Annotated in this window: 25 protein-coding genes; 1 reads left to right on the forward strand and 24 read right to left on the reverse strand. The window is 71.3% G+C overall.

Features of this window, described 5'->3' with window-relative positions; all coding sequences use genetic code 11:
* Positions 1-76: 76 nt before the first annotated feature.
* The 7 genes from PV364_RS11310 to rpsB all read right to left on the reverse strand — a co-directional run bounded on the left by PV364_RS11310 (position 77) and on the right by rpsB (position 5706).
* On the reverse strand, positions 77-400 hold the full coding sequence (locus PV364_RS11310) for a DUF6233 domain-containing protein (protein WP_319659702.1): 324 nt from the start codon (positions 398-400) through the stop codon (positions 77-79).
* Positions 401-487: 87 nt separating this feature from the next.
* A complete protein-coding gene (locus tag PV364_RS11315) occupies positions 488-955 on the reverse strand; it encodes a nuclear transport factor 2 family protein (RefSeq protein WP_319659703.1) in 468 nt (155 codons plus the stop codon).
* 83 nt (positions 956-1038) lie between these two features.
* The gene (locus PV364_RS11320; RefSeq protein ID WP_415924543.1) at positions 1039-1959 is read right to left on the reverse strand and encodes a phosphatidate cytidylyltransferase; all 921 of its coding nucleotides are present in this window, start codon (positions 1957-1959) and stop codon (positions 1039-1041) included.
* Between the two features lie 233 nt (positions 1960-2192).
* Positions 2193-2750 carry a ribosome recycling factor gene (gene frr, locus PV364_RS11325; protein WP_319660044.1) on the reverse strand — a complete coding sequence of 186 codons (558 nt, stop codon included), beginning with the start codon at positions 2748-2750 and terminating at the stop codon, positions 2193-2195.
* Between the two features lie 142 nt (positions 2751-2892).
* Positions 2893-3663 (reverse strand): UMP kinase, encoded by a 771-nt coding sequence (gene pyrH / locus PV364_RS11330; protein ID WP_319659705.1) that lies wholly within the window; start codon positions 3661-3663, stop codon positions 2893-2895.
* 164 nt (positions 3664-3827) lie between these two features.
* Positions 3828-4664 (reverse strand): translation elongation factor Ts, encoded by an 837-nt coding sequence (gene tsf / locus PV364_RS11335; protein ID WP_319659706.1) that lies wholly within the window; start codon positions 4662-4664, stop codon positions 3828-3830.
* A gap of 115 nt (positions 4665-4779) precedes the next feature.
* On the reverse strand, positions 4780-5706 hold the full coding sequence (rpsB, locus tag PV364_RS11340; protein WP_319659707.1) for a 30S ribosomal protein S2: 927 nt from the start codon (positions 5704-5706) through the stop codon (positions 4780-4782).
* 288 nt (positions 5707-5994) lie between these two features.
* Here rpsB and PV364_RS11345 point away from each other — a divergent pair, with 288 nt between their 5' ends.
* Positions 5995-6660, forward strand: coding sequence for a M23 family metallopeptidase (locus PV364_RS11345; protein ID WP_319659708.1), 666 nt, complete (start codon positions 5995-5997; stop codon positions 6658-6660).
* On the opposite strand, the gene PV364_RS11350 is transcribed toward PV364_RS11345, so the two are convergent.
* The 17 genes from PV364_RS11350 to PV364_RS11430 all read right to left on the reverse strand — a co-directional run bounded on the left by PV364_RS11350 (position 6629) and on the right by PV364_RS11430 (position 19309).
* Positions 6629-7186, reverse strand: coding sequence for a helix-turn-helix domain-containing protein (locus PV364_RS11350; RefSeq protein ID WP_319660045.1), 558 nt, complete (start codon positions 7184-7186; stop codon positions 6629-6631). The genes PV364_RS11345 and PV364_RS11350 overlap by 32 nt on opposite strands.
* A 79-nt stretch (positions 7187-7265) precedes the next feature.
* Complete coding sequence (gene whiG, locus PV364_RS11355; protein ID WP_319659709.1) at positions 7266-8102, reverse strand: RNA polymerase sigma factor WhiG; 837 nt, start codon at positions 8100-8102, stop codon at positions 7266-7268.
* Positions 8103-8252: 150 nt separating this feature from the next.
* A complete protein-coding gene (gene dprA / locus PV364_RS11360) occupies positions 8253-9485 on the reverse strand; it encodes a DNA-processing protein DprA (protein ID WP_319659710.1) in 1233 nt (410 codons plus the stop codon).
* Positions 9485-11110: a YifB family Mg chelatase-like AAA ATPase gene (locus PV364_RS11365; protein ID WP_319659711.1), complete on the reverse strand. Its 1626-nt coding sequence runs from the start codon at positions 11108-11110 to the stop codon at positions 9485-9487. The genes dprA and PV364_RS11365 overlap by 1 nt, the downstream gene beginning before the upstream one ends.
* Positions 11110-11484: a YraN family protein gene (locus PV364_RS11370; RefSeq protein WP_319659712.1), complete on the reverse strand. Its 375-nt coding sequence runs from the start codon at positions 11482-11484 to the stop codon at positions 11110-11112. The genes PV364_RS11365 and PV364_RS11370 overlap by 1 nt, the downstream gene beginning before the upstream one ends.
* 109 nt (positions 11485-11593) lie before the next feature.
* Positions 11594-11920 carry a DUF2469 domain-containing protein gene (locus PV364_RS11375; protein WP_018562949.1) on the reverse strand — a complete coding sequence of 109 codons (327 nt, stop codon included), beginning with the start codon at positions 11918-11920 and terminating at the stop codon, positions 11594-11596.
* Between the two features lie 39 nt (positions 11921-11959).
* Positions 11960-12442 carry an NUDIX hydrolase gene (locus PV364_RS11380; protein WP_319659714.1) on the reverse strand — a complete coding sequence of 161 codons (483 nt, stop codon included), beginning with the start codon at positions 12440-12442 and terminating at the stop codon, positions 11960-11962.
* Positions 12443-12444: 2 nt separating this feature from the next.
* Positions 12445-13218, reverse strand: coding sequence for a signal peptidase I (gene lepB, locus PV364_RS11385; RefSeq protein WP_319659715.1), 774 nt, complete (start codon positions 13216-13218; stop codon positions 12445-12447).
* A 43-nt stretch (positions 13219-13261) separates the two neighbouring features.
* The gene (lepB, locus tag PV364_RS11390) at positions 13262-14131 is read right to left on the reverse strand and encodes a signal peptidase I (RefSeq protein WP_319659716.1); all 870 of its coding nucleotides are present in this window, start codon (positions 14129-14131) and stop codon (positions 13262-13264) included.
* A complete protein-coding gene (lepB, locus tag PV364_RS11395) occupies positions 14058-15194 on the reverse strand; it encodes a signal peptidase I (RefSeq protein ID WP_319659717.1) in 1137 nt (378 codons plus the stop codon). The genes lepB (PV364_RS11390) and lepB (PV364_RS11395) overlap by 74 nt, the downstream gene beginning before the upstream one ends.
* Entirely contained in the window at positions 15187-15825 is a 639-nt protein-coding gene (gene lepB / locus PV364_RS11400; RefSeq protein ID WP_319659718.1) for a signal peptidase I, read from the reverse strand. The genes lepB (PV364_RS11395) and lepB (PV364_RS11400) overlap by 8 nt, the downstream gene beginning before the upstream one ends.
* Positions 15826-15867: 42 nt before the next feature.
* On the reverse strand, positions 15868-16218 hold the full coding sequence (gene rplS / locus PV364_RS11405; RefSeq protein ID WP_319659719.1) for a 50S ribosomal protein L19: 351 nt from the start codon (positions 16216-16218) through the stop codon (positions 15868-15870).
* A 133-nt stretch (positions 16219-16351) separates the two neighbouring features.
* Complete coding sequence (gene trmD, locus PV364_RS11410; RefSeq protein ID WP_319659720.1) at positions 16352-17161, reverse strand: tRNA (guanosine(37)-N1)-methyltransferase TrmD; 810 nt, start codon at positions 17159-17161, stop codon at positions 16352-16354.
* Complete coding sequence (gene rimM / locus PV364_RS11415; protein ID WP_319659721.1) at positions 17161-17733, reverse strand: ribosome maturation factor RimM; 573 nt, start codon at positions 17731-17733, stop codon at positions 17161-17163. The genes trmD and rimM overlap by 1 nt, the downstream gene beginning before the upstream one ends.
* Positions 17734-17824: 91 nt before the next feature.
* Complete coding sequence (locus PV364_RS11420) at positions 17825-18064, reverse strand: RNA-binding protein (protein ID WP_319659722.1); 240 nt, start codon at positions 18062-18064, stop codon at positions 17825-17827.
* A 2-nt stretch (positions 18065-18066) separates the two neighbouring features.
* Entirely contained in the window at positions 18067-18498 is a 432-nt protein-coding gene (gene rpsP / locus PV364_RS11425) for a 30S ribosomal protein S16 (RefSeq protein WP_319659723.1), read from the reverse strand.
* 220 nt (positions 18499-18718) lie between these two features.
* On the reverse strand, positions 18719-19309 hold the full coding sequence (locus PV364_RS11430) for a hypothetical protein (RefSeq protein WP_319659724.1): 591 nt from the start codon (positions 19307-19309) through the stop codon (positions 18719-18721).
* Positions 19310-19424 lie beyond the last annotated feature (115 nt).

Genomic DNA, 19424 nt, shown 5'->3' on the forward strand with positions numbered 1-19424 from the left:
GCGGTCGTGTGCGCCGGCGCCGCGGCCGTCGCGTCGGAGCGCCGCGCCCGGGAGGTACCGGCCGCGTAGTACCCCGTCAGGGCCTGGCGGCGTGGCGGTCCGGCCGGCAGATCGTGCACGCGGTGACATCCGGCATGCCGAGGGCGATCTCGAATTCCCTGGCGCTGAGCCGGCCCCCACCGCGAATGCGGCAGTCGTCGCGGTGGACGACGCCGCGGCCGGGGCCGCCCCGGGGGTCGGCGACGCTCTGCAGGCGCCAGGCCCGGGCGGCCGCGGGGCGCCGCTGGGGGCGGATACCCGCCTCCGCCTTCCGGATCCGGGCGTCCACGGCGTCGATCTGCAACTGGAGATACAGGCGGATCACCCGCAGACGTTCCGGATCCGATGGCAGTTCGTACACACGTTCGAGATTAGCCGCACGGGGACCGCCCGGCCAGCGCGGGTCCGCCGCGCCGGCGCGCCCTCGGGGCGGCGGGTCCCGCGCGACTCAGAATCCCAGGTCGGACAGGCTCGGGTGATCGTCGGGGCGGCGTCCGAGCGACCAGTGGTAGGCCCGGTCCGACTCGTCGATGCGCAGGTCGTTGATGCACGCATGGCGGACGCGCATCAGGCCCTGGTCGTCGAACTCCCAGTTCTCGTTGCCGTAGGAGCGGTACCAGTTGCCGGAGTCGTCGTGGCACTCGTAGGCGAAGCGTACGGCGATGCGGTTGCCGTCGAAGGCCCACAGTTCCTTGATCAGGCGGTAGTCGAGCTCGCGGTTCCACTTCCGGGTCAGGAACGCGACGATCTCGTCCCGCCCGTTGACGAACTCCGCGCGGTTGCGCCAGCGGCTGTCCGGCGAGTAGCCGAGCGCCACCTTCGCGGGGTCGCGCGAGTTCCAGGAGTCCTCGGCCATGCGCACCTTCGCGATGGCGCTCTCCCGCGTGAAGGGCGGTACCAGGGGCTTGGCGGCCATGCTCGCTCCTACGGATCGACGTCCAGGGGATCGATCAAGTCCACCCCAGGACGCTGTTGATCGCATCCGCGCGGAGCGGGGCGTCAGCCGGAGCCGACGAACGCCACCAGGAGCAGCCAGACCACCGGAGCGGTCGGCAGGAGGGAGTCGAGGCGGTCCATGATGCCGCCGTGGCCCGGCAGCAGCTTGCCCATGTCCTTGATGCCGAGATCACGCTTGATCATCGACTCGCCGAGGTCGCCGAGGGTGGCGCTCGCCGCGACCGCGAGGCCCAGCAGCAGGCCCTGCCACCAGTGGCCCCCGTCGATCAGGTACTCCATGGACAGCGCACCGGCGGCCATCGCGAAGGCGACGGCCCCGACCAGTCCCTCCCGGGTCTTGCCGGGGCTGATGCGCGGGGCCAGCTTGTGCGTGCCGAAGCGCCATCCCACCGCGTACGCACCGGTGTCGCTGACGACGGTCAGCAGCAGGAAGACGAAGACCCGCCACGGACCGTCGTGCGCGGCGAGCATCATCACCACGAAGGTGGCCAGGAACGGTACGTAGAAGGCGGCGAAGACGCCGGCCGTGACGTCCCGGAGGTAGTCCTCCGGGGGCTCGGTCATCCGCCAGACCAGGACGGCGAGCGCCGTGAGGGCCATCGCCACCCACGCGCCCTCCGCACCGCGGGTGTAGCCGGCGACGACCATGGCGGCGCCGCCCACGGCGAGCGGGATCAGCGGAGCCCTGATCCCCTTGCGCTCCGCGAGCCGGGAGGTCAGTTCCCACAGCCCCACCACGACAGCCGCCGCGACGACACCGACGAAGATGGCCTTGACGATGAAGAGCGAGGCAAGGATGACGACGCCGAGACCGACGCCGACCCCTATCGCGGCGCGCAGGTTCCGCCCGGCGCTCTTCTTCGCGGGTCCGCCCGGAGCCGCCGGCTGCGGCGCGGAGCGGTCGGGCCGCGCGGAGTGATCCGCCGGTTCGGAGGCGTCGTCGCGGAACAAGGGGCCGCTCATACGAGTGGCCCCTTCGTCCTCGCCTCCCCAGGAGCCGGCGCGTGGCGAAGCCCCCCAGGAAGAGTCGTTCACGGAGATTCGCCTCGCGTTTTCGTCCGGTCCGGGTCGGTCGGAGGTGGGGTGGGTGGGTGGAGGAGCTGGGTCGGCGCACGGAGCGGCCGAGGTGCGGCGCCCGGGCCCGCGGGCCCGGTGCGGCCGGTTCCGGCCCCGGGGCCGGAGTCAGACGTCGGGGCTCAGACCTCGAGCAGCTCGGATTCCTTGTGCTTGAGCAGCTCGTCGATCTGCGCCACGTACTTGTGCGTGGTGTCGTCGAGCTCCTTCTCCGCCCGGCGCACCTCGTCCTCGCCCGTCTCGCCGTCCTTGACGAGCTTGTCGAGGGTCTCCTTGGCCTTGCGGCGCACGCTGCGCACGGAGATCCGCGCGTCCTCCGCCTTGCCGCGGGCGACCTTGATGTACTCCTTGCGGCGTTCCTCGGTCAGCTGCGGGAAGACCACCCGGATGATCCGGCCGTCGTTGGTCGGGTTGACACCGAGGTCGGAGTCCCGGATGGCCTGCTCGATGTTGCGCAGCGCCGAGTTGTCGAAGGGGGTGATCACGGCCATCCGCGCCTCGGGTACCGCGAAGGAGGCCAGCTGGTTGATCGGGGTCGCGGCACCGTAGTAGTCCGCCACGATCTTGTTGAACATCGCCGGGTGGGCACGGCCGGTACGGATCGCGGCGAAGTCCTCCTTGGCGACCACGACGGCCTTCTCCATCTTCTCCTCGGCCTCGAGGAGGGTCTCTTCAATCACCATGTGCTCCTGGTCTTCAGAAGGCGGAGCCATCTAGTAGGGGCCCCTGCGCGCGTCTTCCCTGCACGGTGTCCGACCGGCAGCCTGTTGTCCATCCCCGTTCCGGGCGGATCGCCGGCCGGGTTGCGGCCGGCGTCGTCCGTCAGCGGGTGCCCGTGTCGTTGACGAGCGTGCCGATCTTCTCACCCTTCACGGCCCGCGCGATGTTGCCCTCCGCGAGCAGCTCGAAGACGAGGATCGGAAGCCTGTTGTCCTGGCAGAGCGTGATCGCCGTCAGGTCCGCGACGCGCAGGTCGCGGGCGATGACGTCGCCGTACTCCAGCGCGTCGAACATGACGGCGTCGGGGTTCTTGCGGGGGTCGGAGTCGTAGACCCCGTCGACCCCGTTCTTGCCCATCAGCAGCGCCTGGGCGTCGATCTCCAGGGCGCGCTGCGCGGCGGTGGTGTCGGTGGAGAAGTAGGGCATGCCCATACCGGCGCCGAAGATGACGACGCGGCCCTTCTCCAGGTGGCGCACGGCTCGCAGCGGGATGTAGGGCTCGGCGACCTGCCCCATGGTGATCGCGGTCTGCACGCGCGACTGGATGCCCTCCTTCTCCAGGAAGTCCTGGAGGGCGAGGCAGTTCATGACGGTGCCGAGCATGCCCATGTAGTCGGAACGTGCCCGGTCCATACCGCGCTGCTGGAGTTCGGCGCCGCGGAAGAAGTTGCCGCCGCCGATGACGACCGCGATCTCGTAGCCCTCGCGGACGACGGCCGCGATCTCGCGGGCCATCTTGTGCACGACGTCGGGGTCGACACCCAGTCCCCCGCCGCCGGCGAAAGCCTCGCCGGAGAGCTTGAGCAGGTACCGGCGCTGGGTGTTGGAGCCGTCGCCGTTGGTGTTGTGGGCCTTGTCGGCACCCTGATCCATGGAGATCTCCTCGTGCACGTACGAAGAAGGCCATTGCCGAGGGTTCGTGATCGTTCCCTGTAGCAATGGCCTCCTCGTCACAACTGCGGCCGGCCGCCGGTGAACGGCAGGCTGCGTACGACCCTAGCGGGGTCGCCGGTCAATCGCTTGCGCGGTTCGGACGCTCAGACGCCGACGCGGAAGCGGGCGAAGCGCTTCAGCGTGACCCCGGCCTCGTCGAGGACCTTCTGAACGGTCTTCTTGTTGTCCTTGGCGAAGGCCTGCTCGAGAACGACGTTCTCCTTGAAGAAGCCGTTGACGCGACCCTCGACGATCTTCGACAGGGCGGCCTCGGGCTTGCCCTCCTCGCGGGCGGTGGCCTCGGCGACGCGACGCTCGTTCTCGACCGTATCGGCCGGCACGTCCTCGCGGGAGAGGAAGGTCGGGGCGAAGGCGGCGATGTGCTGCGCGACGTCCTTGGCGACCTCGGCGTTCGCCTTGTCCAGCTCGACCAGGACGCCGACCTGCGGGGGCAGGTCCGGGCTGGTGCGGTGCAGGTAGGAGGCGACGAAACCGTCGGTGAACTGCGCGAAGCGGTCCAGGACGATCTTCTCGCCGAGGGTGGCGTTCGCCTCGTCGACGAAGGCCTGGACGGACTGGCCGTCCTTGATCTCGGAGGAGAGCAGGGTCTCCAGGTCGGCCGGCTTGGTGGCGGCGACGTGCGCGGCGATGGCGTCGGCGGCGGCCACGAACTTGTCACCCTTGGCGACGAAGTCGGTCTCGCACTTGAGCTCGACGAGGACACCCTCGCTGTTGTCACCGGCGATCAGGGACACCACAGCGCCGTTGGAGGCCGAGCGGCCCTCGCGCTTGGTGACGCCCTTCTGGCCCTTGACCCGGAGGATCTCGACGGCCTTGTCCAGGTCGCCCTCGGCCTCCTCGAGCGCCTTCTTGCAGTCCATCATGCCCGCGGCGGTGAGCTCGCGGAGCTTCTTGACGTCGGCGGCGGTGAAGTTCGCCATGTCTGTCAGTCTCTTCTCGGAAGTCGGTGAATCCGGTGAGTCCGGCGGTTCTACGGACGGACGGCGGGGGCCGGAGCCCCCGCCGTCCTCACACGCATCGGAAGGCGGGCGAGGCTCAGGCCTGCTCGGCGTCCGCGTCGGCGGCCGGCGCCTCGACGGTCTCGGCAGCGGCCTCGGCCGGGGCGGCCTCGGCAGCCGGCGCCTCGGTGGCGGCCTCGGCCGGAGCGGCCTCAGCGGCGGCCGGCTCGGCGGCGGACTCGTCGGACTTGGCCTTGTCGCCCTCGAGGAGCTCGCGCTCCCAGGCGGCGAGCGGCTCGCCCTCGGCCTTGTCACCGGTGGCGGCACCGGCGCCGGAGCGGGCGATGAGGCCCTCGGCGACGGCGTCGGCGATCACGCGGGTGAGCAGGGTGACGGAGCGGATCGCGTCGTCGTTGCCCGGGATCTTGTAGTCGACCTCGTCGGGGTCGCAGTTGGTGTCGAGGATCGCGACGACCGGGATACGGAGCTTGCGCGCCTCACCGACGGCAATGTGCTCCTTCTTGGTGTCCACGATCCAGACGGCGCTGGGCACCTTCTGCATCTCGCGGATACCGCCGAGAGTCTTCTCCAGCTTCTCCTTCTCACGGGAGAGAACCAGGAGCTCCTTCTTGGTGAGGCCGGAGGCGGCCACGTCCTCGAAGTCGATCTCCTCGAGCTCCTTCAGGCGCTGCAGGCGCTTGTAGACCGTGGAGAAGTTGGTGAGCATGCCGCCCAGCCAGCGCTGGTTGACGTAGGGCATGCCGACGCGGGACGCCTGCTCGGCGATGGCCTCCTGCGCCTGCTTCTTGGTGCCGACGAACATGATGGAGCCGCCGTGCGCGACGGTCTCCTTGACGAACTCGTAGGCGCGGTCGATGTACGACAGCGACTGGAGCAGGTCGATGATGTAGATGCCGTTGCGCTCGGTGAAGATGAAACGCTTCATCTTCGGGTTCCAGCGGCGGGTCTGGTGCCCGAAGTGGACGCCGCTCTCCAGCAGCTCCCGCATCGTGACGACGGCCATGGCCGTACTCCTAGATGTACTCGGTTCTGAGCGGCCGCCGGACGGCGGCCGCGCCTGACGCCCCGAACGCGCCATGCCACAAGGGACCGAGGAGCGCGTCCACCGCTCACGGGGAGGACGGTGGCGGGGCGTGCGAAGTCGACCCGGTGACCCGGATCGCCATGGAAAGTGTACGGGACCGCCGGAGCCGCGGGCGACATCGTGCCTGCGGGGTGCGGGCCGGGGCTGGTTGTCCACAGGCCGCGGCCATGATCATCTCTTTGCGGCGGGGTCCGTCACCGTGGGGGCATGACGAGATCGACGGTGTTCGTGGTGACGGTGTACCTCGCGGTGACGACGTGGCTCGGTGGGCTCACGGGGCCGGTGAGCGCCGTCGTGCGCGAGGGTGACCGGGGTGACCAGGCTGACCGGGGCGGCGTCCCGGCTGACCGTGCGTGGCCGGTGGCGGCGGCGGACGGGGCGCGCCGGCCGGTGGTGGAGCGGGGCTTCGACCCCCCGCCGGTGCGGTGGGCGGCGGGGCACCGCGGGGTGGATCTGCGGGCCGGCCCTGGCGCACCGGTGCGCGCGGCGGCGCCCGGGCGCGTGGCGTACGCCGGGTCGGTCGCGGGGCGCGGCATTGTGGTGATCCGGCTCGCGGAGGGCCTGCGGATCACGTACCAGCCGGTTCGGGCGACGGTCGCGGTGGGCGAGGAGGTCCGCGCGGGCCAGGTGGTCGGGGTGCTCGCGGACGGACCGTGGCACTGCCCGGGCGGCTGCCTGCACTGGGGGCTGCTGCGCGGGGAGTTCTATCTCGATCCGCTGTCGCTGCTGCCGGACGCGATGCTGCGCGGCGGACCGTCCCGGCTGCTGCCGGTGTTCGGTGTACCGCTTCCCGAGGGGACGGAGGGAGGGCGGATGCCGGAGGGCACCGCGGCGCCCGCTGTCAGCCGAGGACCCCGCGCAGGGCCGTGGTGACCGCGGCGTCGGCGATGGCGTCCGGCTCCTCGGCGGCGCCCAGTTCGATGCGGCGCACGGCGGCGTCGACGACGCCCTGCAGCAGCATGGCGATGAGCCGGGGTTCGCGGTGGCCCAGGGCGCCCAGGGCGTCGACGACCATGGCGATCAGGCCGCCGTGGGCGGCGCGGATCCTCTCACGGGCGCCCGCGTCGAGCTCACCGGCGGAGATGGCGACCACCGCGCGGTGCCTGCGGTCCCCGACGAGGGCGAGCTGGCTGCGCACATAGGCCTCGATCTTGCCCTCGGGGCTGTCGGCCGCCGCCATCGCCGCCTCGACCTCGGCCGCCCACACGGGGAAGTCGACCCGGCACAGCTCCTCGACGACGGCCGCGCGCGAGCGGAAGTACTCGTAGACCGAGGACCTGGCCAGTCCGGTGCGCTCGGCGAGGGCGGGGAAGGTCAGCGCTTCCGTACCGCCCTCGGAGAGCAGGGTTCGTGCGGCGTCCAGCAGGGCGTCGCGCTGCATCGACCTGTGCTCGGCCACCGAGGCCGCTCGAATCTTGGGCACGGCACCACTGTACGGAAGCCGCGCGGCGGCCGTGCCCTCCCGTCGGCAACGCGCGTCATCGGCCGACGTCGGCCAGTTTCGCGCGCAATTGGAGCACGGACTTGGTGTGGATCTGGCTGACCCTGCTCTCGGTCACCCCGAGCACCTGTCCGATCTCGGCGAGTGTGAGCCCCTCGTAGTAGTAGAGAGTGACCACCGTCTTCTCGCGCTCGGGCAGGGTGTTGATCGCCCGGGCCAGCAGCCGGCGCAGCTCGCGGTCCTCGGCGACCTCGACGGGGTTGTCGGCGCCGGTGTCCTCCAGGGTGTCGACGAGGCTCAGCCGGTCGCCGCCCTCGACGCCGCCGTGCAGCAGGTCCTCCAGGGCGACGACATTGGCGAGCGAGAGCTGGCTGAACACCGCGTGCAGTTCCTCCAGCGCGATGCCCATCTCCGCGGCGACCTCCGGCTCGCTGGGGGTACGCCGCAGCGAGGCCTCCAGCGTGGCGTAGGCGCGCTCCACGGCGCGGGCCTTCTGGCGCACCGAGCGGGGGATCCAGTCCAGGGCACGCAGTTCATCGATCATGGCGCCGCGGATGCGGGTGATCGCGTAGGTCTCGAACTTGATCGCGCGCTCGGGATCGAACTTCTCGATGGCGTCGATGAGCCCGAAGACCCCGGAGGAGACGAAGTCCGCCTGCTCGACGTTGGCTGGCAGACCCACGCTGACGCGCCCGGCCACGTACTTCACCAGGGGCGAGTAGTGCAGGATCAACTGCTCACGCAGGCGTGTGTCCCCCGTGGACTTGTAGGTCCGCCACAGCGCGTCGAGCGTGGTGGGGCCGGGAGGCCGGGGGGAACCGGTGACGGTGGTCGCCGCCGTCGCGCGGTCTGACCCGGGGGTGTGCGGGTGCATGCGTGGATTTGAGCCGTTCTGCTGTGACCTGCGGGGCGGACGGGACTCGGACCTCCTTGAGCGTAGCGTGACGACGAGGTCGCAGACCGCGACGATGCGGCGTCCCCATAACCTCGCCATCCCGGAGGTCCCAGGTCAAGAACCGTCCTGTCACCTGATGGTGTGTTCACCGGCAGAGCGTGTCGGCGCGGACCCCTCCTTCAGATGGTTTTCCGCCAACTTCCAGCGCGGGCCGTCACGTTCCACAAAGCCGAGAACGTGCAGCTCCAGGAGCCGGCCGAGAGTCTCGTCGGGGGTGCTCGCGGCGGCCGCCGCGATCGCCGCGCACTCGGCGCCGGCTCTGCCTCCCGGCAGCGCCTCCAGGATCCGCGCGGTCTCCGCCGGCAGCAGGTCGTGCGGCAGCAGGGGCCCACGGCGCTCGGGCGCGAGATCCTGTCCGATCCGGCCGACGAGATCGGCCACATCGGCGGCGCCGGTCACCAGCACGGCGTCCGCGCGCAGCAGTTCGTGCACCCCCTGCGACAGTGCCGACGTGCAGGGTCCGGGCACGCCCATGACGAAGCGTCCCAGCTCACGGGAGCGGCGGGCGGTGATCAGCGATCCGCTGCGGTACTGGGCCTCGACCACGACCGTGCCGCGGGTCAGCGCCGCGATCACGCGATTGCGGAGCACGAACCGCGACCGCGTCGGATGCGATGCGGGCGGCAATTCACTGATGAGCAGACCTTGTTCGGCGATGCGTCCGATCAACTCGGCATGACCGGGCGGATAGGCCACGTCCACCCCGCACGCGACGACCCCGACGGTCGCGCCACCGGCGGACAGCGCCCCGCGGTGCGCCGCACCGTCGATGCCGTACGCGGCGCCGGACACGACGACCCAGCCCGCCTCGGCGAGCTCCGCACCGAGGGTGGACGCCATGTGCGAGCCGTACGACGTGCACGCGCGGGCGCCGACGACGGCGACCGAGCGCAGCGCCCACATCCGCAGGGAGGGCCGCCCCCGCGTCCACAGCCCGAACGGCCGCTCGTCCGCGAGGTCGTCCAGTTGACTCGGCCAGTCCGTGTCTCCCGGGCAGACGAAGCGCCCGCCCATGGCCCGGACCGCGGCCAGGTCCCGCACCGGGTCGACGCGGGCCGCCCGCAGGGCGTAGCCCGCCCTCCGCCGCTCGCTCGCCCCGGGCAGCGCGTCGCCGGCCGCGAGGGCCCTGAGCGTCTCCACGGGGCCGAGCTCGCGCAGCCAGCGCCCGGCGATCTCGTCGCCGGGGTCCGCGACGCCCGTGAGAGCCGCCCGGGCAAGGCGTTCCTCGTCGGTCGGGGGCGGTTCGTCCCCGGGGACGGGTTCGTCGAGCGTGTCGTCGGTGCCGAAGAGCGTGCCGGCCATCAACGGCCTCCCGTCGCGGTCGCAGTCGCCGTCGTTGTCGCGAGGCCGCGGCGGACCCCGGTGCGCAGTTCCAGGGCACGTTCCATGTCGGCGCCGCCGGGCCGGTCCCGGCCGGCCAGGTCGGCGACGGTCCAGGCGACCCGCAGCACACGGTCGAGGCCGCGGGCGGTGAGCAGGCCGCGCTCCATGTCCCGTTCGGCGGCGCGCAGGGCGCCCGGGGCGACGGACCAGCGGGTCCGCAGCTCGTGGCCGGGGACCTCGCTGTTGATCCGCCAGGGGGTGCCCGCGTACCGCGCGGCGGCCCGTTCCCGTGCCTCGCGCACCCGTGCCGCGACCGTGTGCGTCCTCTCGGCTCCGGCGGTGCTGCCCATCAGCTCACCGCGGCTGACCGCCTCGACGTCCACACGCAGGTCGACCCGGTCCAGCAGCGGCCCGGACAACCGCCCCTGGTAGCGGCGGACCATGCTGGGCGTGCAGTCGCACATGCCGCCGGGCGAGCCGTACCGCCCGCAGGGGCAGGGATTCGCGGCCAGGACCAGCAAGAAGCGCGCCGGAAGACGTACGACGCCGGCGGCGCGGGCGATGACGACATGACCGGACTCCAGCGGCTGCCGCAGCGCGTCGAGCGCCTGACCGCTGAACTCGGGTGCCTCGTCCAGAAAGAGCACGCCTTTGTGGGACAGCGATACCGCGCCGGGGCGCGGCAGGGCGTTGCCGCCGCCGACGAGGGACTGCATCGTCGCCGAGTGGTGCGGGGCGCAGTAGGGCGGCTCGTCGACCAGGGGCTTGCCCGCGGGCAGGATGCCGGCGACCGAGTGGACGGCCGAGACCTCGACCGACTCCTGCCGCGTCAGCGGCGGCAGGAGTCCGGGCAGGCGTTCCGCGAGCATGGTCTTGCCGGCGCCGGGCGGGCCCTTGAGGTACAGGTGGTGGCCGCCGGCCGCCGCCACCTCCAGGGCCGTGCGGGCCGTGCCCTGCCCGGCGACGTCGGCGAGGTCGGGTGTCCCGGCGTCGGACAGCCCCGTGCCGTGTCCCGCGCCGAGCAGCGCGAGTCCGGCCAGCATCGGGTCGGGGCGCCCCTCGCCCGGGTCCTCGGGCTCCTCGGGAGCCAGTTCGTCGTTGAGGAGCGCGATCAGCTGCCGCAGGCTGCGTACCCCGAGCACCGAGACGCCCGGCACGAGCGAGGCCTCCGCCACCGTCCGCTCGGGGACCACCACGTGCCGGTAACCGGCTTCCGCGGCGGCCAGGACGGCCGGCAGCACCCCGCGCACGGGCCGGACCCGGCCGTCGAGGCCCAGCTCGCCGATCATCATCAGATCGGCGATGTCCTCGGGGGCGACCCGCTCATTGGCGGCGAGCACGGCGCAGGCGACGGCGAGATCGAAGCCGCTGCCGCCCTTGGGGACGGACGCGGGGCTCAGACCGACGGTGAGCTTCTTCTGCGGCCAGGTCTCGCCGCTGTTGACGAGTGCCGCGCGGACCCGGTCACGGCTCTCGCTCAGGCTCTTGTCGGGCAGTCCCACCAGCGTGAACGCCGCCACGCCGGGTTCCAAATCGGCCTGCACCTCGACGACGACGCCCTCCACGCCGAGCAACGCCACCGAACACGTACGGGCGAATCCCATCAGGCGGCCCCCCGTACGTGCTCGACCCGGGCGGCGCCCCGCTCGGGCAGGGTCACGCCGACCACGTCGATGCGGACCCCGCCCGGCGGCGGTGGCCCGCCGTGGTCGGCCAGCCAGCACTCGGCGAGCCGCCGCAGCCGTTCGGCCTTGCGCGCGGTGACCGCGGCCATCGGATGCTCGGGGCCGCCCTCCGTCCGCGCCTTGACCTCGCACACGACCACGGCGTCGCCGTCGGCCGCCACGATGTCGATCTCGCCGTGGCGCTCACGGTGCCGGCAGCGCCAGTTGCGCTCCAGCACGGTCATCCCGGCCGCCGTCAGGGACCGCGCCGCCAGTTCCTCGCCGTACCGTCCGAATGCTCCTCGGGCGTTCATGTCACACCACCTCCGTCACTCACTGTGACGGAGGTGGTGCCCGAAAGATGATCTTGCCGGAGCCCTGTGGATAACTTCCCTCGAGCGGACCGCCCCGAGCCGGCGCGGCTCAGCCGTTGAAGCCGGAGTCGTCCGACGGAAGGTCGAGATCGGCCTTGTTGAGCTCCTCGATGTTCACATCCTTGAACGTGAGCACCCGCACCTGCTTCACGAAACGCGCCGGTCGGTACATGTCCCAGACCCACGCATCGGCCATCGACACTTCGAAGAAGACCTCACCCTGCACCGAGTGCACCTGCATCTCGTAGTCGTTGGTGAGGTAGAAGCGACGCTCGGTCTCGATCACGTACTTGAACAGGCCGACGACGTCCCGGTACTCCCGGTAGAGCTTGAGCTCCATCTCGGTCTCGTACTTCTCGAGGTCCTCGGCACTCATGGCATGTTCCCCTTCAGCCGTACGTCCCCCCATTGTGCGTCAGTCACGCTCTGTCCCCAGGTGGATCGGGGACAGAGGGGGTCCTTCGTCCAGCAGCGCGCCCAGCAGTCCGGCGAGTCTGGTCGGGTACACCGTCTCACGCGTGCCGAGAAGTTCTTCACAGGTCCACCATCGCAGGCCCGTGACGCTGCGCTGCTCCAATTCCGTCAATCCGGCGGTATGGAATCGGGTGTCGTCGGTCCGGGCCAGGAAATACCACTCGTCCTGCTCCCAGCGCCGCCCGTCGAAGTCGAACGCGCACGAGCGCTCCCAGAGCACCGGCCCGAGCTTCGCACCCGTGATGCCGGTCTCCTCGGCGAGCTCACGCCGTGCCGCGTCCTCCAGGCTCTCGCCCTCCTCGACCCCGCCGCCCGGGGTGAACCACCAGGTCACCGAGGGGTCGTCCGGCTCGTAGCCGTGCAGCAGGAGGATCCGGTCCAAGGGGTCGAGGAGGATGACCCGCGCCGCGCGCCGCCGCGCCATGGTCAGCGCGCCGTCCGCCGACGGCCCGCCACACGCGCGAGCGGCCCGTACGCGGCCCCGCAGAAGATGAGCGCGGCACCGCCCACCGCCGCCGCCACGACCGCCTTCAGCGGACCGGGGGCGGACGGCCCGTCCCCGGACAGACCGGCGAAGGCCGAGGACCGCTGCAGCATGCCCATGCGGCCACTGGGCCAGGCGATGGCGTCGGCGCGGGCGTTCACCGCGCTGCGCGGCACGGAGCCGTCGTCGGCGTCGGTGAGCCGGACGCGGGAGTCCTCCGACGTGGCGCGGTTGTCGCCCATCATGAAGAGATTGTCCTTCGGCACGGTGGCCGAGAAGCCGGTCGGCGAGGCCGGAGCCCTGGGGTCGAGCAGGTACGGCTCGTCGATCGGCTTGCCGTTGACGGTCAGCCGCCCCTGCTTGTCGCAGCAGGCGACCTTGTCGCCGCCGACCGCCACGACCCGCTTGACCATCGGGACGTCCCCCCACAGCGCGTCGTCGAAGACCACGATGTCGCCGCGGCGGACCTCGGAGCCGTCGATGCGCTGGGCGAGGATATGGTCCCCGGTGTCCACGGTCGGGGTCATCGACCCCGTCGGAACGGTGTAGGGCCGGTAGAGGATCGCGCCCCAGACGAAACCGCCGAGGAAGAGAACGGAACCAAGGGCCACGGCCAGGCCGGAGAGTATCGCTCCGGCCCGTCCGCCGCCCTTACCGCCCGTCCCGCGCGTGCCGCCCGTCGTCGTACGCGTGCCCGTGCGTGTGCCTGTGCTCATGCGACGGCACCCTACCCGGCGGTATGGATCCGGGGCAGCCCCGTCACTTCGCCTGGTTGATCAGCCGGCGCCGCCGGAGCAGCACCAGCGGCACCGCGCCCGCGACACCCGCCGCGGCGGGCAGCCCCGCGGCGGCGGCCGCGCTGATGCCCGGCTGGTCGAAGGTGCTGGGAATCGGCAGGGTCGACCAGCGCCCGATCGGCCAGGCCACCACGATCGCGCGGCCGACGACCTCGTCGTTGGAGACGGTGCCGTTGCCCGGCAGGTCCTGGTGGTACCGCGAGTCCAGGGAGTCCTGGCGGTGGTCGCCCATCACCCAGATCCGGTCCTTGGGGACCCTGATCGGACCGAAGGGACGGTCGCCGCAAGGGGTGTTCCCCGGGTAGATGTACGGCTCGTCCAGCGCCTTGCCGTTCACCTTGACCGGGCCGGTGCCCTGGCACTCCACGGTGTCACCGCCGACCGCGATGACCCGCTTGATCAGGTCCTTCTCCTCGGCGGAGGGCATGAGGCCGACGAAGCTGAGGACCTTCTGGATCGCCGAGGTGACCGGGTTGGTGTCGACCGGCGCGGTCTCGCCGAGCCAGCCGCCCGGGTCGTGGAAGACGACGACCTCGCCGCGCTCGGGCTCCGAGCCGAACCAGGGCGTCAGTTTGTCGACGAGGACCCGGTCGCCCTCCTGCAGCGTGTTCTCCATCGACGCGGACGGAATGGAGAACGCCTGCACCAGAAACGTCTTGATCAGCAGCGCGAGCACGAGGGCGATCACGATGAGCAGCGGAAGTTCCTTCCAGAACGAGCGCTGCTTCTGCGGCGGGCCGCCGTCGCCGTCCGTCGTCTCATCCGCCTCGTCGGAGGAGCCGCCCGAGCCGCCCGAGCCGGAGTCCGCGCGCGCGCCGTCGCCGGGCTTCACCCCGTCCTCGCCGGTCGCGCCCGCCGAGGACCCATGGTCCTCCGGCTCCTCGCGTCCGGACCTTGCGCCGACCACCAGGTCCCCCACATCCACTCCTCACTCCACGCTGCCGCCCGCGCCGCCAGATGCGGCGCAGGCCCACGACTCCCATAACGAGCGGGAGTTCCGCAGGAGGCGGGAGCGCAATCATTCCTTGCCGATTGTTGGATGTTGCCACCCTATGGCTCGCGGTGGCGGCAGACGCGCCAGAGAGAGCCGGTGCGGCGACGGTGGAGAAGGTGGTCGGCTCCTTCAGTCCGGACCAGTGGCCAAGGGGCCAGGCCACGGCGAAGGCACGGCCGACGACCAGGCTCTCGGGCACGGTGCCGTCACCGGGGTCCTTCAGGTGGAACCGGGAGTCCGCGGAGTTGGAGCGGTGGTCACCCATGACGAACAGCCGGCCCGGCGGAACCTTGACCGTGAATTTAATGTCCGAGGGCGGATTGCCCGGGTAGATGTACGGCTCGTCGAGCGGGGTGCCGTTGACGGTGACCCGGCCGTCCTTGTCGCAGCACTTCACCGTGTCGCCGCCGACCGCGACCACCCGCTTGATCAGGTCCTGCTCGTCGGCGGACGGCAGCAGGCCGATGAAGGTGAAGAACTCCTTGACCTGCCTGACCCCCACGGGGTCCTGGCCGCCGGAGGCCTGCTCGCCCTCCAGCCAGTTGCCGGGGTCCTTGAAGACGACCACGTCACCGCGGTGCGGCTTGGCGCCGAACCACGGGGTGAACTTGTCGACGACCACGCGGTCACCGATGCGGATCGTCTGCTCCATGGAGCCGGACGGGATGACGAACGCCTGGAGCAGGAAGGTCTTCAGGACCAGTGCGATCAGCAGGGCGACGCCGATGAGCAGCGGTATCTCCCTGGCGGCGGAGCGCCGGCGTTTGCGCTTGACCTTCCGGGCCAGCCTGCGGCGCTCGGCGCGGCCGCCGCTCCTGCGCGGGCCCGCGGCCTCCGCCTCGTCGCCCAGGTACGCCGCGCGGACCGGCCGGTCCTCTCCCGACCGTCCCCGGCTACCCATGGGCGCCGTCCAGCGACCGGCGCCGGCCCAGCGGCCAGATGGTGGCCTCGGCCCTGCCGATCACCTTGTCCACCGGGACCGTGCCCCCTCCGGGGTCACCGAGGTGATCGCGGGAATCGCGGCTGTCGGCACGGTGGTCGCCCATCACCCACAGCCTCCCCTCAGGTACCTCGATGTCGAACGCTACCCGCGACGGTGTGTCGCCGGGATAAAGATAGGTCTCGTCCAGCGGGCGGCCGTTGACGGTGATCCTGCCCCGCCGGTCGCAGCAGGTCACCCGGTCCCCGCCGACACCGATCACCCGCTTGATGTAGTCGGTCCTGCCGGACTCCTGCACGAAGGATCCCTCGCCGTCGAACACCACGACGTCCCCCCGGGCCGGGGCGCCGCCGAAACGGTACGCCAGTTTGTTGACCAGCACCCGGTCCCCGGATCGCAGGGTGTTCTCCATCGACCCGCTGGGGATCTCGAAGGGTTGCGCCACGAAGACGTTGACCGCGGCGATCACGGCGGCGCACGCCACGACGAGAAGCGCATACCGCTGTGTACGTACGCCGAAGCGCGACCGCTCATCCGGCCCTGGGGCCGGCTCGGCGCGGTCGCGCTCCGGAAGAGGTACCTCGGTGTCCATCGAGCGCAGAGCCTATACGGCCCCGCATATGCCCGGGCGGACTCAGTTGTCGCGCTTCTCCTTGATCTTCGCGGCCTTGCCGCGCAGCTCACGGAGGTAGTACAGCTTCGCGCGACGGACGTCACCGCGGGTCACGAGCTCGATCTTCTCGAAGATCGGGCTGTGCACCGGGAAGGTACGCTCGACGCCGACGCTGAAGGAGACCTTGCGGACCGTGAAGGTCTCACGGACGCCGGAACCCTGGCGGCGGATGACAACGCCCTTGAACTGCTGGATACGGGAGCGGTTGCCCTCGATCACGCGGACGTGGACGTTGACGGTGTCGCCCGGACGGAAGCCCGGGATGTCGCTGCGCAGCGACGCGGCGTCGACGGTGTCGAGCACGTGGGACATGTCTGTCTGCTTTCTTCGCCCATGCCACAGGTCATCGGCGGACATAGTGATGGTGATACGGCTGCCACCGCGTCGGACGGGCGTCGTGTCCCCCTGTGGCAGGGGCGCGCGGCGGGCGCAGAGCGGCAGCCGCCTATTCTTCCACGGCCTCGGGGGCTCGCCAAAATCGGCCGTCCTCGCGCGGCGCCCAGCCGAGGGCCGCGAGGATCGCGCGGTCGTGCTTGTCCAGCGTCGCCGGGTCGCAGCGTTCGATCAGATCGGGGCGGTGCGCGGCGGTGCGCCGGAAGGCCTCGTCGCGGCGCCAGCGAGCGACCTTGCCGTGATGGCCGCTGAGCAGCAGGTCCGGCACACCGCGGTCCCGCCAGACCGGCGGCTTGGTGTAGACGGGGCCTTCCAGCAGGTCGGCCATGGCGCCGGGGGCGAAGGAGTCGTCGCGGTGGGACTCGGCGTTGCCCAGCACGCCCGGCAGCAGCCGGGCGATCGCCTCGACCATGACCAGCACCGGGGCCTCGCCGCCGGCCAGCACGTAGTCGCCGATGGAGACCTCGCGCACGTCGAGCCGGTCACCGTACTCGTCGATGACGCGCCGGTCGATGCCCTCGTAACGCGCCGGGGTGAACACCAGCCAGGGCTTCTCCGACAGCTCGACCGCGAGCTCCTGGGTGAAGGGGCGGCCGCTGGGGGTCGGTACGACGATCACGGGCGTGCCCTCGCCCGACGCCAGGACGGCGTCCAGCGCCTCGCCCCACGGCTCGGGCTTCATGACCATCCCCGGGCCGCCGCCGTAGGGGGTGTCGTCGACCGTGTTGTGCCGGTCGTGGGTGTACTCGCGCAGGTCGTGGACGCGTACGTCCAGCCGTCCGCGCGTCCTGGCCTTGCCGACCAGGGAGACGTTCAGCGGCTCCAGGTACTCCGGGAAGATCGTGACGACGTCGATGCGCATTACGCCGGCTCCGCCCCGCCCTCGCCGTCACCCTCGCCGCGGCTGCCGGCGGTCTCGGCCTCGGCCTCGTCGAGCAGGCCCGGCGGCGGGTCGATGACGGCCCGCTGCCGCTCCAGGTCGATCTCGGGCACGATCTCCCCGACGAAGGGCACCATGACCTCGCTGCCGTCCGGCCGTTCCACGACGAGCAGGTCGTGGTAGGGCAGGTGGGAGATCTCGGTGATGCGGCCGACCTCGGTCCCGTCGACGGTGACCACGTCGAGGTCGATCAGCTGGTGGTCGTAGAACTCCTCGGGGTCCTCCGGACGCTCGTCCGGGTCGACCTCGGCGATCAGCAGGATGTTGCGCAGGGCCTCGGCGCCGGTGCGGTCCTTGACGCCCGCGAAGCGCAGCATCAGCCGGCCGCTGTGCACGCGGCCGGTCTCGATCGTGAGCGGTCCGGCCGAGGCCGGGTCCGTGGCCAGCACCGCGCCCGGCGCGAGCCGCAACTCCGGCTCGTCGGTGCGCACCTCCACCGAGACCTCGCCCTTGATGCCATGGGCGCGGCCGATGCGTCCCACTACCAGCTGCACTTGTTCGCGCTCCTGTGCGTTGCGTGTCGGATACGGCTCGGGCCGGGGGCGGCGGTGACGCCTCCCCCGGCCCGTGCCGGTGCTTCGTTTCTCAGCGAACCTGGTCGACGTCGACGAGGTCGACGCGGACACCACGTCCGCCGATCGCGCCCACGACGGTACGCAGGGCACGGGCGGTACGGCCGTTGCGGCCGATCACCTTGCCGAGGTCATCGGGGTGCACCCGGACCTCCAGGACCTTCCCGCGACGCAGGGTGCGCTCGGCGACCTGCACGTCATCGGGATTGTCGACGATGCCCTTGACCAGGTGTTCGAGGGCCTCCTCGAGCACGATCAGGCCTCGGTCGACTCGGCCGCCTCGGCGGCCTCGTCCTTCTTGTCGGACTTCTTGGCCTTCTGGGTGATGGCCTCACCCTTGGGCTCGTCCCCGGCGTCCTTGGCGGCAGCCTCGAAGAGGGCGCGCTTGTCGGCCTTGGGCTCGGCGACCAGGAGCGGGGCCGGAGCCGGCTCGCCCTTGTACTTCTGCCAGTCGCCGGTCTTCTTGAGGATCGCGAGCACGGGCTCGGTCGGCTGCGCGCCGACACCCAGCCAGTACGCCACGCGCTCCGCGTCGACCTCGATGCGCGACGGGTTCTGGACCGGGTGGTACAGGCCGATCTCCTCAATGGCCCGGCCGTCACGGCGGGTCCGGGAGTCGGCGACGACGATGCGGTAGTGAGGCGAACGGATCTTGCCCAGACGCTTCAGCTTGATCTTGACTGCCACGGGAGTGGGTTCTCCTGGTGTTGACGTGGGTTGGGCACACCTGACCGCCACGTGGGGTTGTGGAGCCGGATGCCCGACGGACGCGTCAGCCGAAGGAGAGAGGGGTCCTGCACGGCTGCCGAGTGCTCAGCTGACCATTGTGCCATACGGCAGGCACGCCGCCGCACGCCGGGAACGTCCCCGGCGGCGCTCCGCGCACCCGCCGCCGCGGGCGGCCGCCTCAGGCGACCGCCGCGGTCTCCGGGATCCGGAAGGGTGTTCCGCACGCCCCGCAGACGATCGGGGCCTGCGCGAGCACGGACGGCACGACCCGGACATTGCGCCCGCAGTCGCAGACCGCCTTCACCCGAACGCCGCCACCCGAGGACCCGTGCCGGGCGGCCGGCCCGCGGAAGCTGCGGGCGGTGTCGGCGGTGGTCGCCGCGGTGTGCGCTCTGAGGGCGCGCTGCAGCCGGTCGATCGTGGCCCGGTAGCGCTTCTTGGTGTCGGGGCGCATCTGGACCAGGGAGAAGCCGCTGCTGGGATGCGGCTCCTCCGAGTGGTCCAGGCCGAGCTCATCGGCGATGGCCAGGAACCGACGGTTGTGGTAGCGGCCCGCCCGCGAGGTGTCCCGGACGCCGCGCGCGGCGGCGACTCCGTGGACGGCCTCGTGCAGCAGGCGCTCGAAGGAGAGCTCCGTGCCGCAAGCGGACGAGGACTCTCCGATCAGGGACTCGGGGGCGGCCAGATCGGGCAGCTCGGGGTGGTGCCGTTGAATGTCGGCCCATGCGACTGCCAGCTCGGCGGCGAGGACTGGTGGTGTCGTGCTCACGTCGTGACAACGAGCCGGGGGCGCCCGGTGTTCCGATACCGGGCCATCCCAAATATTTTGCACGTACTAGTCAGTTCAGGATGATGAGTACGCCTGAGGGCGGGTGCGGAGAACA

The organism is Streptomyces sp. MI02-7b (assembly GCF_033793585.1).
Classification (GTDB): domain Bacteria; phylum Actinomycetota; class Actinomycetes; order Streptomycetales; family Streptomycetaceae; genus Actinacidiphila.

Bases quoted from the DNA above. Each gene is read 5' to 3' on its own strand.
- PV364_RS11315 (WP_319659703.1), bottom strand. From the start codon at position 955: ATGGCCGCCAAGCCCCTGGTACCGCCCTTCACGCGGGAGAGCGCCATC.
- PV364_RS11320 (WP_415924543.1), bottom strand. From the start codon at position 1,959: ATGAGCGGCCCCTTGTTCCGCGACGACGCCTCCGAACCGGCGGATCAC.
- pyrH (WP_319659705.1), bottom strand. From the start codon at position 3,663: ATGGATCAGGGTGCCGACAAGGCCCACAACACCAACGGCGACGGCTCC.
- tsf (WP_319659706.1), bottom strand. From the start codon at position 4,664: ATGGCGAACTTCACCGCCGCCGACGTCAAGAAGCTCCGCGAGCTCACC.
- rpsB (WP_319659707.1), bottom strand. From the start codon at position 5,706: ATGGCCGTCGTCACGATGCGGGAGCTGCTGGAGAGCGGCGTCCACTTC.
- PV364_RS11345 (WP_319659708.1), top strand. From the start codon at position 5,995: ATGACGAGATCGACGGTGTTCGTGGTGACGGTGTACCTCGCGGTGACG.
- whiG (WP_319659709.1), bottom strand. From the start codon at position 8,102: ATGCACCCGCACACCCCCGGGTCAGACCGCGCGACGGCGGCGACCACC.
- dprA (WP_319659710.1), bottom strand. From the start codon at position 9,485: ATGGCCGGCACGCTCTTCGGCACCGACGACACGCTCGACGAACCCGTC.
- PV364_RS11365 (WP_319659711.1), bottom strand. From the start codon at position 11,110: ATGGGATTCGCCCGTACGTGTTCGGTGGCGTTGCTCGGCGTGGAGGGC.
- PV364_RS11370 (WP_319659712.1), bottom strand. From the start codon at position 11,484: ATGAACGCCCGAGGAGCATTCGGACGGTACGGCGAGGAACTGGCGGCG.
- PV364_RS11375 (WP_018562949.1), bottom strand. From the start codon at position 11,920: ATGAGTGCCGAGGACCTCGAGAAGTACGAGACCGAGATGGAGCTCAAG.
- PV364_RS11380 (WP_319659714.1), bottom strand. From the start codon at position 12,442: ATGGCGCGGCGGCGCGCGGCGCGGGTCATCCTCCTCGACCCCTTGGAC.
- lepB (WP_319659715.1), bottom strand. From the start codon at position 13,218: ATGAGCACAGGCACACGCACGGGCACGCGTACGACGACGGGCGGCACG.
- lepB (WP_319659717.1), bottom strand. From the start codon at position 15,194: ATGGGTAGCCGGGGACGGTCGGGAGAGGACCGGCCGGTCCGCGCGGCG.
- lepB (WP_319659718.1), bottom strand. From the start codon at position 15,825: ATGGACACCGAGGTACCTCTTCCGGAGCGCGACCGCGCCGAGCCGGCC.
- rplS (WP_319659719.1), bottom strand. From the start codon at position 16,218: ATGTCCCACGTGCTCGACACCGTCGACGCCGCGTCGCTGCGCAGCGAC.
- trmD (WP_319659720.1), bottom strand. From the start codon at position 17,161: ATGCGCATCGACGTCGTCACGATCTTCCCGGAGTACCTGGAGCCGCTG.